General features: G+C 27.4%; 16 protein-coding genes and 1 pseudogene. 8 read left to right on the top strand and 9 right to left on the bottom strand.

From position 1 onward, the window contains the following. Positions 1-330 precede the first annotated feature (330 nt). Complete coding sequence (locus H8S10_RS11265; RefSeq protein ID WP_070205677.1) at positions 331-948, top strand: peptidoglycan recognition family protein; 618 nt, start codon at positions 331-333, stop codon at positions 946-948. 382 nt (positions 949-1330) lie between these two features. Here H8S10_RS11265 and H8S10_RS11260 read toward each other — a convergent pair whose 3' ends face one another. Both H8S10_RS11260 and H8S10_RS11255 read right to left on the bottom strand, forming a co-directional pair. Continuing rightward, positions 1331-2113 (bottom strand): hypothetical protein, encoded by a 783-nt coding sequence (locus tag H8S10_RS11260; protein ID WP_186838931.1) that lies wholly within the window; start codon positions 2111-2113, stop codon positions 1331-1333. 454 nt (positions 2114-2567) lie between these two features. Then, positions 2568-2813 carry a TIGR03905 family TSCPD domain-containing protein gene (locus H8S10_RS11255; RefSeq protein ID WP_186838930.1) on the bottom strand — a complete coding sequence of 82 codons (246 nt, stop codon included), beginning with the start codon at positions 2811-2813 and terminating at the stop codon, positions 2568-2570. Between the two features lie 168 nt (positions 2814-2981). On the opposite strand from H8S10_RS11255, the gene H8S10_RS11250 reads away from it, so the two are divergent. After that, positions 2982-3857, top strand: a complete 876-nt coding sequence (locus tag H8S10_RS11250) for a hypothetical protein (RefSeq protein WP_055265976.1) — start codon at positions 2982-2984, stop codon at positions 3855-3857. Here the strand turns inward: H8S10_RS11250 and H8S10_RS11245 are convergent. Next, the gene (locus H8S10_RS11245; RefSeq protein WP_055265975.1) at positions 3854-4387 is read right to left on the bottom strand and encodes a DUF4364 family protein; all 534 of its coding nucleotides are present in this window, start codon (positions 4385-4387) and stop codon (positions 3854-3856) included. The two genes, H8S10_RS11250 and H8S10_RS11245, sit on opposite strands and share 4 nt — an antisense overlap. Positions 4388-4508: 121 nt before the next feature. On the opposite strand from H8S10_RS11245, the gene H8S10_RS11240 reads away from it, so the two are divergent. Together H8S10_RS11240 and H8S10_RS11235 are read left to right on the top strand one after the other, a co-directional pair. Continuing rightward, entirely contained in the window at positions 4509-5261 is a 753-nt protein-coding gene (locus tag H8S10_RS11240; protein ID WP_186838929.1) for a polysaccharide deacetylase family protein, read from the top strand. A gap of 113 nt (positions 5262-5374) precedes the next feature. Beyond that, entirely contained in the window at positions 5375-6046 is a 672-nt protein-coding gene (locus tag H8S10_RS11235) for a single-stranded DNA-binding protein (RefSeq protein ID WP_186838928.1), read from the top strand. A 52-nt stretch (positions 6047-6098) separates the two neighbouring features. On the opposite strand, the gene dapD is transcribed toward H8S10_RS11235, so the two are convergent. Further along, positions 6099-6806: a 2,3,4,5-tetrahydropyridine-2,6-dicarboxylate N-acetyltransferase gene (gene dapD / locus H8S10_RS11230; RefSeq protein ID WP_055265971.1), complete on the bottom strand. Its 708-nt coding sequence runs from the start codon at positions 6804-6806 to the stop codon at positions 6099-6101. A 141-nt stretch (positions 6807-6947) separates the two neighbouring features. On the opposite strand from dapD, the gene H8S10_RS11225 reads away from it, so the two are divergent. Further along, the gene (locus H8S10_RS11225) at positions 6948-7487 is read left to right on the top strand and encodes a cob(I)yrinic acid a,c-diamide adenosyltransferase (protein ID WP_186838932.1); all 540 of its coding nucleotides are present in this window, start codon (positions 6948-6950) and stop codon (positions 7485-7487) included. A 31-nt stretch (positions 7488-7518) separates the two neighbouring features. On the opposite strand, the gene H8S10_RS11220 is transcribed toward H8S10_RS11225, so the two are convergent. The 4 genes from H8S10_RS11220 to H8S10_RS11205 all read right to left on the bottom strand — a co-directional run bounded on the left by H8S10_RS11220 (position 7519) and on the right by H8S10_RS11205 (position 10422). Then, positions 7519-7683: a hypothetical protein gene (locus H8S10_RS11220; RefSeq protein ID WP_172675756.1), complete on the bottom strand. Its 165-nt coding sequence runs from the start codon at positions 7681-7683 to the stop codon at positions 7519-7521. A 94-nt stretch (positions 7684-7777) separates the two neighbouring features. Further along, entirely contained in the window at positions 7778-8530 is a 753-nt protein-coding gene (dapB, locus tag H8S10_RS11215; RefSeq protein WP_186838927.1) for a 4-hydroxy-tetrahydrodipicolinate reductase, read from the bottom strand. 11 nt (positions 8531-8541) lie between these two features. Next, positions 8542-9420 (bottom strand): 4-hydroxy-tetrahydrodipicolinate synthase, encoded by an 879-nt coding sequence (gene dapA, locus H8S10_RS11210; RefSeq protein ID WP_186838926.1) that lies wholly within the window; start codon positions 9418-9420, stop codon positions 8542-8544. 18 nt (positions 9421-9438) lie between these two features. Next, the gene (locus H8S10_RS11205) at positions 9439-10422 is read right to left on the bottom strand and encodes an aspartate-semialdehyde dehydrogenase (RefSeq protein ID WP_186838925.1); all 984 of its coding nucleotides are present in this window, start codon (positions 10420-10422) and stop codon (positions 9439-9441) included. Between the two features lie 198 nt (positions 10423-10620). Between H8S10_RS11205 and H8S10_RS11200 the strand changes: the two genes are divergently transcribed. The 3 genes and pseudogenes from H8S10_RS11200 (at position 10621) to hslO (ending at position 12676) form a co-directional block, all read left to right on the top strand. Next, positions 10621-10872 (top strand): small, acid-soluble spore protein, alpha/beta type, encoded by a 252-nt coding sequence (locus tag H8S10_RS11200; protein ID WP_055265962.1) that lies wholly within the window; start codon positions 10621-10623, stop codon positions 10870-10872. Positions 10873-11010: 138 nt separating this feature from the next. Next, positions 11011-11784: pseudogene (locus H8S10_RS11195) on the top strand (class I SAM-dependent methyltransferase); the annotation flags it as partial. Between the two features lie 16 nt (positions 11785-11800). Continuing rightward, positions 11801-12676 carry an Hsp33 family molecular chaperone HslO gene (hslO, locus tag H8S10_RS11190; protein WP_055265959.1) on the top strand — a complete coding sequence of 292 codons (876 nt, stop codon included), beginning with the start codon at positions 11801-11803 and terminating at the stop codon, positions 12674-12676. Positions 12677-12776: 100 nt separating this feature from the next. Here hslO and H8S10_RS11185 read toward each other — a convergent pair whose 3' ends face one another. After that, positions 12777-13478, bottom strand: coding sequence for a DUF6873 family GME fold protein (locus tag H8S10_RS11185; RefSeq protein WP_186838923.1), 702 nt, complete (start codon positions 13476-13478; stop codon positions 12777-12779). Between the last annotated feature and the right edge of the window lie 77 nt (positions 13479-13555).

Genomic DNA, 13555 nt, shown 5'->3' with positions numbered 1-13555 from the left:
AGAAATGGTATATTATTGAATGAAAAGAAAATAGTGTAAAGGTATATTTTTACAGAGAATAGGAGGTTTATAACCTCCTATTTGTCGTGTCAAAAAACTTGTTCATTTAGAAATAATTTCATATAAATATATGAATAAAAAATAAAAAGACCGTCTACTGAAATGATTTTAAAAATCATTTCAGAGACAGCCTCTTTTTTTATTTACAAATTATAAAATAAAAGTAATTAATTTAGGTGATTGTACTAGAAAAGATTATTTTATAGGTTAAAATATAACGGTTCTCTTCATGTGAAAATTATAATAGATATAATATGAAGAGGTGTTTTTATGAAAAATGGATTAAAATATATAACATATATAATAGTGATTGCTTGTATAATATTTTTATTTAAACCTAAAATTTTAAAAGCTGTTGGATGGAGCTATAAAGATATATACAATGTTAATATTAAAACAGAAGAAATTGAGAGTATGTATAAGGATTTAGATATACAGTATTTAAGATATGAATGGGCGGAAGAATTAGATATTGATAATGAACCTACAATATTGGTTTATCATCATACAGCAATAAAGAACATATCTCCAGAAGATATAGATAAATTACATAAAAATAAAGGTTGGAAGGGAATTGGATATCATTATTATATAAGGAAAGATGGAACTATTTACAAGGGAAGAGAGGATGAGGCTGAAGGATCTCATGTGAAAGGATATAATAAGAAATCTATAGGTGTTTGCTTAGAGGGAAACTTCGAAGAAGAGTATTTAACAGACGAACAAATAGAAGCGTTAAAGAAGCTTTCAATATATATATGTTTAAAATATAATATAAAGGATATTCTTCCTCATAAAGAGTTAGGAAATACTCTTTGTCCAGGAAAGAATTTTCCATTAGAAGAAATTAAAAATGATATTATAAAAGAGCTTAAAAGTATTAAGTAATAAAGAAAAAAGAGTTGTTTTAAAGCAACGGGTTCCGATTTGAGGTGCAAAGTAATGAAATCACATGCAAAATCACACCACAAATCACAACTATAATCACAGAATTAAAATAATAAAAAATGGAGATAACACTATGTTTAAATTAGTCTTATCTCCACTTTTATTTAATTCACAATGTATTAATATTAGTCGTTATTTCTTATTAATATTATTAATAAATTTTATAAGTGCAAATATTCCTAACCCAATTAAGATTACTATTGTAATCGGTAAAAAAGTTGCTAATACACCAATCATAAGTCCCCTCCTCTAAGTAAAAAGTAATACAGCAGCTCGCCATAATTTAAAATTGTTCCTTTAAATATACTCGACAACTTGAAAGTTAACTCTCAAAATTTCTCTGTATACCTAATAACATAGCAGATGGTCCATCTTTATATATATCATATAAATTACCTATATTTGAGGCTAAATAAAGTTTTCCACTAATTGCTGCAAACTTGTCCCAATATGCACCGCAATTAGACTCTTCTAAATACTCTTTTTGTTTAAGTATATTTGTTTCGGATAATGCCCTTTGTAATTTTCTCACCGAATTCTGATAGTATGTTTGTATCATAGAACTAAAATTATATGAACTTATTTTATCATTGAAGGATAATAAGTGTGCAAACCCTTCATCAAATATAATGTAAGTAAGTTTATCTTCATATATCTTATCAATAACAGGATAGTCAGCATGTATACAAGTATGTGATATTTCATGTGTAATCATTCCTATAATTAATGATACAATATCATCTCCCTCTTTTTCATAACTCATAAACCTTATCAAATCAAAAATAACATATTCTCTCCCATTATGCTCACGAACCATTGCATCGTAAGGTGATGGACATCCAACAGCCAGTATTATATTTACATCATTAATTAAACTTTTCCACTCTGGAAACAATGTTGAAAATAATTCTACATTATATGGAGTAAAACTTATTAAACTTTCATATGTTTTTTCATATATTTCTTTAATCTTTTCTTTATACTCATTTTTAGGTCTATCAAAAGTATATTCTCCTTTGTCTAATATACTATTAAACAGCCAATGACTTTTATAATCATCTTTTCCTACTAAATAACTTTTAATCATTGAATCATCAATATTCATCTACTTCCCTCCAATAGTTTAATTTATTATATATTGCCTAATATATAATAAAAAATCTCATCACTAAATTCCTATTTCGCTCACAAAACAATTGTTCATTATTTATTTAATATTATACTAACATGATTTACAAAAATATTCCATAAGACCTATTTCCACTAGCAATATTGTATGACAAATCACATATCAATTCACATATATATTCTCAAAGATAATATATTTATTATTTTTTTAAAAGACCTGCGATTTTATATGTGATTTATGTTGTGATTATATAGAAATATTTATTTGTGTATCCATTAATATTCAAGTATTTAAGCCATTTATAAAAGAAAAATCACATGTGAATCTTAGTGTGATTCTGAATGTGATTTTAGTTGAGATTTTAGGTTAATTAGTAACTTTTGTACCTAGAAAAGGAACCCGTTGGTTTTAAAGCAACTCTTTTTGTATATTAAGCATTTTTCATTGATAATAAAGCTTTAGCTAATTGATCAGGGCAAGAAGTTCCTTTAGAACCACATTGAATTCCTTGTAATTTATCAATTGCATCGTTAATATTCATACCTTTAACTAGTGAAGAAATACCAAGTAAATTTCCAGCACAACCTCTTACGAAATTAACATTTTCAATTTTATCATCTTTTACATCAATATGTATTTCTGTTGAACAAACACCAGAAGTCTTGTAAATATACATTTAAATGCCTCCCCATAATAAGTAATAACAATAATATTATAAATCCTTATACAATAAAAAGAAAGAATCAAAATAAAATTATGTAATATTGAAAAAATGTGCCAAGTTTTATAAAGATGCATATATTAAAAGTACAAGAGGTTTCAACCTAAAGGAGGTGAAATAAGGGTGAACTCTATATTAGTTTGTAACACAGGAGCAGATTCCCTTTCAAGAATTATTTTAAATGATTTGCATTTAGAAAAGATAACATTTAATTTAGGTGAGAAACCTATAGGACCTAATGGAATCGAGGTCTATGATGATGGGTTTATAACTACTAATAGTTACAGTGACTCAATATCATTTTTTGATAAAAAATATCTTAAAGAGATAAAAAATGCAAAAATAGGACCATCGCCTAATGATTTAATAGTATATAAAAAGAAAGTTTATACTATTTGTGGGGAATCAAATTCAGTAGTAGTATATGATATTCTAGAGGATAAAGCATTATATGAAATTGCTACAGGAAGCTGGCCTTATAGCGTAGAAGCTGATATTGAAAAAGGAATAGCATTCATAGCAAATTTTGAAAGTAATGATATTACAGTTATTAATATGGATAATAATAATGTTATAAAAAAGATAGATGCTAATGAGTATCCTACAAAGGTATTGTTATCTAAAGATAAAGAATTTTTGTATGTATGTGAAAGTTACTTAGGTCATGATAAAAGTGGTTTTTTAGATGTGATTTCAGCTAAAACATTAAAAAGTATAAAGAGAATTACTGTAGGTAGTTCCCCTATGGATGTTATAGAGGGGGAGGAAAACATATATGTATCAAATTTTACTGATGGAACAATAAGCGTAATAAATAAGGGCAACATGATTCTTCAAGAAAGTATATATGTTGGAGGAATGCCTAAAGGAATGATTACTCATGAAAATAAAATATTTGTTTCAGATTACTTAAAAGGAAAGATATATGTTATAGAAAATAACAAAATAAATAAAGTCATAGCAATCGAGTCTGAACCCAATGCCATGACTTTGTTTTAATCTTCATCAGAAAATAAACTTTGCATAATTCTAGTATAAATATCTGAAGGATTATCTTTCCATTTGCTGCATAATGCTTTAGCTTGAGATTTTGTTGGAACAGACACCTTCAAGTCGATTAATAGCATCTCATCTTCGAGAGCTTTAAGATTAACAATAAAAGAATCGCTATTTTCTATAGTATAATCGCTATAAATAGTTAATTCCTTTTTTATATTATCAATTACTGAGGAGATATAATTATCAATTATATCTCTTTTTATTGGTGAAATTCGTTGCGTGAAGAACGAAAGCACCTTTTCACCTTTAGTAGTAATCGTTAAAAGCTTTTTATCATTTTTTTCTATATATTTTAGAAACTCAGAAGATAATAGCTCAGTTATATATTGCTGTAAAGTAAAATAATTAATAAAATTATTTTCTAAAATTATTTCAGTTAACTGAGTATTTGATATTGGATGCTTTAATGATTTTATAACATATAAAACTAATAATTTATTTTCTGCTAATTCTGCTGAATTTTCGTACATACTAAACCTCCATTATATAAGGGTCTATTTTATTATAACATAAATTTAGAATTGTGGAATAATATAGGCATTAATATTATAAATAAAGAATATAAATTATTATGGACAAAGGAGGAGTGATATGTTTAGAAAAAGAAAGATTATAATAGCTATATTTTTGATTATTGGAACTATGGTTACATCTATTATAGGAGCAAAATCTATGTTAGTTAATGGTAATCTTGATAAGAAGCCTATTTTTAAAGTTAATACAGATAAAAAGCAAGTGGCATTAACCTTTGATGTTAATTGGGCTGAAAATGAATATCTGTATGACATATTAGATGTACTAAATAAATATAATGTAAAAGCGACATTTTTTGTAATGGGCAAGTGGATTATTTATCCAGAAGGGAATAAAGAAAAGCTAATAAAGATTAATGAGATGGGACATGAAATAGGAAATCATAGTTATGTTCATCCAAGTTTTACAAAAATTGATGAGACTAGAATGTTAGAGGAATTAACAAAGACAGATAATATTATATACGAAACTATCGGGGTCAAGCCTACGCTATTTAGATTTCCAAGTGGAGATTATAATGATAAAGCATTACAATTTGTTTCAGAAAATGGATATAAATGTATACAGTGGAATTGTGATTCGGTTGACTGGAAGCAATCAGGTAAAGATATTGAATATGAAAGAGTTATGAAAAATGTAAGCGCTGGATCAATAATGCTATTTCATAATAATGCAAAGTATACTCCAAGTAATTTAGATAGAATAATTCCTAAACTCCAAGAAGAAGGATATGAATTTGTTACAGTTGGAGAGCTTACAGATTATGATGAGTACTATATAGATGAAAATGGAGAGCAACATAAAAAATAAATATTAGAAATATATTGAAATTTAAGATAATATTGTATTATAATGGAAATAAATCCTTGTGGGGTAAAAGCAATAAAAAATCAAACTAATTACTAAGGGAGAGAGGGGTAACGATGGATAATTTGATGTTAAATAACAAGATTTATCTTGAAGGAAAAATTGTAAGTGAATTAGAATTCAGTCATGAAATGTATGGAGAGGGATTCTATACTTTTTACATGGAGGTGCCAAGGTTAAGTGATTCTGTAGACTTATTAAATATTACAATATCCGAAAGGCTTATAAGTAATATGAATATATCTGTAGGAAATGAAATAATAGTTTTAGGACAATTAAGATCTTATAATAAGTTTGTTGATGGTTCTAATAAACTGATATTAACTGTGTTTGCTAGAAACATAGAGCCATGTATAGAAAGAAGTAAAAATCCAAATGAAATATTCTTAGATGGATATATATGTAAAGAACCTGTTTACAGAAAAACTCCGTTTGGAAGAGAAATCGCAGATGTTTTATTGGCTGTAAATAGAGCATATAATAAATCAGATTATATTCCAACTATAGCTTGGGGAAGAAACTCAAGATTTTGTCAAACACTTGAAGTTGGAGATAATATAAGGGTATGGGGTAGACTTCAAAGTAGAGAATATCAAAAAAAGGTAAATGATAATGAAGTAATCAAGAAGATTGCATATGAAGTGTCTATATCTAAGATGGAAAGAGTTACAGAAGAAACAGAAAATAATAATAACAATACTTCTCCATCTGAAGAAGGTGCTGTATAATTCATTTATATAAAAAAGGAGCTAATAAGCTCCTTTTTTATATTATAAAATATTAACGTAAATCATCTATAAATTTAGTTTTGCTTTTAGTTTTAGCATCTACATTTTTTATTATTTTAGCGGGTGTCCCTGCAACAACAACTCCAGATGGAACATTTTTTGTAACAACAGAACCTGCGGCTACAACAGAACCTTGACCTATTTTGATACCTTCTAGTATAACTGCATTTGCACCTATAAGAACATCATCATCTATAATGCAAGGTTCTTGGCTTGGAGGTTCTAATACTCCGGCGATTATAGCACCAGCTCCTATATGAACTCTCTTACCAATTTTCCCCCTAGCGCCAATAACTGCATTCATATCAACCATGGTATAATCACCTATTTCTGCTCCGATATTAATTATTGCTCCCATCATTATAATCGAGCTTTTACCTATCTTAACACCCTCCCTAATTATAGCTCCAGGTTCAATTCTGGCATTTATTGAAATGATATCTAATAGTGGAATAGCAGAATTTTTTCTATCAGCTTCTAGACGATAATAGTTAATATTCTCTTTGTTATCAATTATAAACTTTGATATGTATTCAAATTCACCGAATAATATATAAAAGTTATTAGAGCCATACCACTCTATATTTTTATCGTTAATATCATTTAGAGAACCATTTATATAAGCTTTTATTGGTGTAGATTTTTTTATGTTTTTTATATATTTGACAATCTCATCATGATCATTAAAGTTATAACTCATAATATCCTTCCTTTCAAGATTTAGATTAAATAAATTAATCGTAATTATTATAATTATAATAAAGAAATAATAAGAATATGATTAAATGAAAATTATTTACTAAAGTATAAGTTTGTAATAAAATTTTTAAGAGGAGTGATTATTATGAAGCTAGAAAAAGGATTAGTTCAGGTATACACAGGAAATGGGAAAGGTAAAACTACAGCATCTATAGGCTTAGGAATAAGAGCATATGGTAACGGATTAAAAGTTATTATGATACAGTTTTTAAAAAGTGGTATTACTGGAGAACTAAATGTCTTAAATAATTTAGGAGAAAATTTTAAAGTTTATAGATTTGAAAAAGAAAAAGATTTTACTTGGAATCTTACTGATGAGCAAAAAGAAGAGTTAAAGAAAGAAATAACAGAAGGATTCGATTTTGCAAAGAAGGTAGTAAAAGAAGATCTGTGTGATATGTTAATTTTAGATGAAGTTATGGCATCTGTTAACGGAGGATATATTAAAGAGGATGATGTGGTAAAATTAATTGAAAACAAGCCAGAGAATATGGAAATTGTTTTAACAGGTAGAAATGTACCTAAATCTATAGCAGATAAAAGTGATTTGATAACAGAAATGAAAGATATAAAACATTACTTTAATAAGGGTGTTCCAGTTCGTAAAGGAATAGAATTTTAAATTAAAAAGAAGAGTTTTAAAACTCTTCTTTTTAATTTCCTGCAGGATTATAGTGCTCGCTAGATACACCTTCTCTCTTTACTGATTTATGCTTTCTATTAGGGTTATGATTATGACCTTCTTCGGTTATTGGAGTTTGATAATTACATTTTTCCATTCTAGCGTATTTATTATCGGGTTGACTATCTTTTGGCATATTAAACCTCCTATAAATTGTTTTACAATTATAGTATGTCTATATGCTATAAATATTATTAATAAAGATGATAAACATTAGTTTAGGCCTTTAATTAAAAATTAAGCATACTTTCCATATCATATAATCCAGGAGATGTAATTTTACTCATATACTCACAAGCTTTTAAAGCTCCAATAGCAAATACTTCCCTTGAAATAGCTTTATGGGTTAATTCAATTACTTCGCCGGTTCCAGCAAAGATTATTTCGTGATCACCCACTATTGAACCACCTCTTATTGCATGTAGAGCTATTTCTTCTTTTTTACGTTTATTTTTACCGTAGCGTCCATAAACAAAATTAGTTTTAGTGTCTATAGAGTTAGATATTGTATTAGCTAGTAATAAAGCTGTTCCACTAGGAGAGTCTACTTTTTGATTGTGATGCTTTTCTATTATTTCAATATCATAATTATCGTATAAGAGGGGAGTAATTTTCTTTAAAATTATATTTATTAGATTAATACCGTAAGACATATTAGCTGATTTAAAAATAGGAATAATATCAGCTTTTTCTTTTATCAAATCTAAGTCACTAGAGCTATATCCAGTAGTACATAATATTAATGGCTTTTTTGTTTTTTCGCTTAATAATATTAAGCTTTCTAGAGCTGTTGGTCTAGAAAAATCTAATAATACATCATAGGTGGTATTTATATTTGATAAGGAAGTAAAAACAGGAAATTGAGTATCACAAGGATATTTATCAACACCGGCTATAATATTTAAGTCTGGAAATTGACTTATAACATCTGTTATAACTTTTCCCATTTTTCCACAACATCCATTTAGAAGAATTTGAATCATAAAAACACCCCTTAAATTAAATTATAATTTTCTAATGTTTTAACTAATTTAATTTTATTTGTATCATCCATTTCATAAAGTGGAAGTCTTAAATTTCCAACATTTTTTGATAATAAGTTAAGAGCTGTTTTAACAGGAATGGGATTGGTTTCTATAAACAGCATATTACAAAGCTCTAAATAATCTAGTTGTAGTCTTAAAGCTTCATCATAATTTCCATTTAAAAATTCTGATGCAATATTATGGATTACTTTAGGAACTATATTAGCAGCCACTGATATAACACCAAGGCCACCTAATGACATTATAGGAATTATCTGATCGTCATTTCCAGAATAAATATCAATTGAATCACCACAAAGTGCTTTCATTTTAGCAATTTGACTAATATTACCGCTAGCTTCTTTTATAGCAATTACATTATTTAGAGTAGATAACATTAAAAGTTGCTCAGGAGTAATATTCAATCCCGTTCTACTAGGAACATTATATGCAATAATTGGAGTGTTTACAGAATTGTTAATTGCTTCAAAATGCTTTATAAGACCTTTATTATTAGTTTTATTATAATAAGGTGTAATGATAAGTAGGCCATCAACACCAACACTTTCTGCATATTTGCTCATGTTAATGGATTTAGTAGTATCGTTAGTACCTGTACCAGCAATAACTGGTATTCTATTTTTTACTACATCTACTGTGAATTTAATTGTATTTTTCCTTTCTTCTTCTGTCATAGTTGTAGCTTCACCAGTTGTACCACAGATTATTATAGCATCAGTTCCTTCAGAGATATGCCATTCAAGCAATTCTTCAAGTTTATTATAATTAATTCCACAATCATTAAAAGGAGTAACTATTGCAACTCCAGAACCTTTAAAAATTGACATAATATGACCTCCTATAAATTATTTTATTAATGTTTCAAGGATTTGCACCGCATTTAAAGCAGCACCTTTTCTCAAGTTATCGCCTACAACCCAAAGATTAAGACCATTTTCAATGCTAAAATCTCTTCTGATTCTTCCAACAAAAACATTATCTTCTCCATCTACAATAATAGGCATAGGATATTTTAATGATTCTTTTTCATCATAAACAGTTAACCCACTAGTGTTGTTGAAAATAGTTATTATATCATCTAAATTATAACTATTTAAAAGCTCTACATTTATGCTCTCGCTATGACAGTTTAATACTGGAACTCTAACTGTCGTAGCTGTAATTTTTAAGTCATTATCATGAAGAATTTTTTTTGTTTCATTTATCATTTTTATTTCTTCTTTTGTATATCCATTATCTAAAAATACGTCAATTTGAGGGATACAATTATTAAAAATTTGATAAGGAAATTTAGTAGGGGTTATTCCAGAAGCACCATTTTTAAAATCATTAATTCCTCCAATTCCTTCGCCAGATACAGCTTGATAAGTTGAATATATAATTCTCTTTAGTCCATAATTATCTTTTAATGCCTTTAGTGGAATCATAGCTTGTATTGTTGAACAATTTGGATTAGCAATTATACCTTTATGGTTTTTTAAATCTTCGGGATTTACTTCTGGAACTACTAGAGGAACATCATCATTCATTCGCCAAGCATTAGAGTTATCGATGACGATAGCACCATATTTAGTGAAAAGTGGAGCAAAGTATAAACTTGCATCACCACCTGCAGAAAAAAGAGCATAATCAATTTTTTTATCTTTTATATTATTTTCACTAGTTTCTTGAACTAAATAGCTATTACCTCTAAATTTAAGATGGGTTCCATTAGACTTTTTTGAAGCGAAAAGGTAAAGCTGATTAATTGGAAAATTTCTTTCTTCTAAAATACTTAGAAATTTTCTTCCAACATTACCGGTAGCTCCGACTATTGCAATATTGTACATAAGTTATCCTCCTACAAATAAGTAAAATAAATTTAAATTAAATAATCTTTATTTAGGAATTTTTAATCTAATTAAGTTAATTATTCACCATAGTAACAATATATGAGGGACAACTAAATAAGTTATAAAAATATAGGGGGATAAATATAATGTTGTTGGAGAAAATACATATAACAAATTTATTAAAGGGGAACTAATATGAGTAAAACACCATTAAAAAAAATTATTAAATCAAAATTAAAAAGTAATAAAGAATTAACACCTGAAGAGCTTTTAAGAGAAAAAATAAAATATGAAATAGCAGATGAATTAGGATTAAAGGAGAAAGTTGATGAGTATGGATGGGCAGGTTTAACAGCTGAAGAAACAGGGCGTATTGGAGGTATTATGACTAAAAGAAAGAAAGAATTAAAAATACCTACTAATGATGAGATCTTAGGTAGAAAGTAAATTAAATGTTATTTAGCATAAGAATAAAAAATATGATAAATAGAAGTTTCGGTTATCGTTGACTAAAAGTACTTTTACATATATTATAGTTTGTAGAAAAATATAGCTTTGGGTTAGTTATATTTCTACAAATTTTACCTAAATAAATCACTACAAGTGAGGGGGGATTTTATGGCATATGGTGAATTCGCCAAAATCTACGATGAACTTATAAATGAAGATATAAATTATGATGAAATGGTTAGTAGAATAATTGATATTTGTAAAGAAGAAAATATTAATTTTAATAACTATTTAGATGTAGCTTGCGGAACTGGAAATGTTACTATACGCTTAGCTACAAAATTTAAAGATGTTTTTGCTGTAGATTTATCAGAAGATATGCTACGTGAAGCTTTTGAGAAGTTTAAAGTTAATAAGATAAAAGGTAAAGTAATATGTCAAGATATGACTGAGTTAAGATTAAATAAAAAATTTGATTTAATAACATCAGTTCTGGATTCTACAAATTACATAATTGATGAAGAAGGAATAGTATCTTATTTTCAGTCTATAAATGAGCACCTAAACGATGATGGAATATTTATATTTGATATAAATTCATATTATAAACTATCACAAATATTAGGAAACAATATATATACATATAGTGAAGAAGAAGTTTTCTATACATGGGAAAATACTTTCGAAGATAATTTGCTTTCAATGTTCTTGACCTTCTTTGTTAAAAATGGAGATTTATATGAAAGATTTGAGGAAGAACATTTAGAAAGAGCTTACAAAGAAGAAGATATTGAAAAATATTTAAAACTTGCAAATTTAGAGATAATAAATAAATTTGATGGATATACTGATTGTAAAGTTAAAGCGGATAGTGAAAGATTAGTGTATGTTGTAAAGAAGAGTAGATAATTTGGAGGGAAGTTAAATGAAAGATACAATTATAACAGCGACAGCTAAAGAAGGAATGGTTAGAATTATTGCAGGGTCAACTACAAATTTAGTTGAAAAAGCACGTGAGATACATGAATGTACACCAGTTGCAGCAGCAGCTTTAGGAAGATTGTTAACTGCAGGTGCTTTACTAGGAAGTACGTTAAAATCAGAAAAAGATGTAACTACTCTTAAGATAAATGGTGGAGGAGATGCAGAAGGAGTAGTTGTAACTGCGTATAAAGGTGGTATAGTTAAAGGATATATAGGAAATCCTTATGGAGATTTACCATTAAACTCAAAGAATAAATTAGATGTTGGTGGATATATAGGAAAAAATGGAAATTTAATTGTGATTAAGGATTTAGGATTAAAGGATCCATATGTAGGGCAAGTACCGATATTTTCAGGAGAAATAGCTGAGGATTTAGCTTATTATTTTACAGTTTCAGAACAAACACCTTCTGCTGTAGCGTTAGGAGTTTTAGTTAATACTGATTATTCAATAAAATGTGCTGGTGGTTTTATAGTACAAATGATGCCAGGTGCTGATGATTTATTAGCAGATGTAATAACATATAGGTTAGAAGAAATTCCATCAATAACGACTCTTCTTGATGAAGGTAAAACAATCAAAGAAATAATAGAATATATTTTTGATGGTATGGATCTTAAAATATTAGAAGAAGTTGAACCTGAATTTAAGTGTAACTGTTCAAGAGAAAAAGTTGAAAAGGCATTAATATCTATAGGCGAGAAAGAGCTTAGAGAAATTGCTGAAGAAGGAAAAGATGAAGAGCTAAAATGTCATTTCTGTAATGCTAGCTATGTATTTACAAAAGAAGATATACAAAAATTATTAAATAGTTAATGTTTTACACCACTAAATTGTTATAGTTTAGTGGTGTTTTTTAATAACAAAATATATTCAACTTTTAAGATACTTATACGTATTATATAAAAGAGTAAATTTACAGACATAGTAAGCTGCCTCTATCAATTAACTTGCCTTCATGTAAATAAACTGGAGTAATATCATATTTGTTTAAAAAATGTTTTATTTCTTTTCCATATTTATATTTGTTTAAATTACCAAAAAAGGCTAAAGAGTTATCGCATATTTTTCCACCAACTCCACCAATAAAACCATAATTTAGTCCTGGTAATAATATATCTCCAGGAGGAAGTAGTAAAATATCATAACCTTCAGTTTTTAAAGTATCATATATTCCTTTATCATTTGTTATGATAGCTTTATTTCTAACCGGTAGTATTGAGCATTTAGAATAGCCTTGTTTAACGTTGATGAACTTTTTATTATCCAAGGAAGAGATAAGATTCTTATCTGTATATTTAAAATTATGGATAATATCATCGTCTAATATTGCGGCATTTAACATGATATTTCCAGGATATTTTTCTGCAAGAGAACTAAAACTTTTTATATAGGTAATATCATATAGTTTAAGTTTTTCAATAAAAGTATCATCAATATCTTTTTGTATAATTATTTTTTTTTCTTTTTTATCAATTATATTTAATTGTATATCTACGTGACCATCAATAGCATCATATAATATTGGATTTTTTGGTACTTCTATAAAGTTTATATTAAGTTTTGATAGCGAATTTTTTTCAGTTGTTGTAGTTCTATAATCAATAAATGCAACCATATAAGCCCACCTTTAATAATTTTAATATAAACGTATATGAAAAATAATAAAAAATCAAGGGTTGTTTACCTAAGATT

It is taken from the genome of Clostridium sp. NSJ-49 (assembly GCF_014287725.1).
Taxonomy (GTDB): domain Bacteria; phylum Bacillota; class Clostridia; order Clostridiales; family Clostridiaceae; genus Clostridium; species Clostridium disporicum_B.
This window is presented reverse-complemented; position numbering and strand designations above follow the sequence as displayed.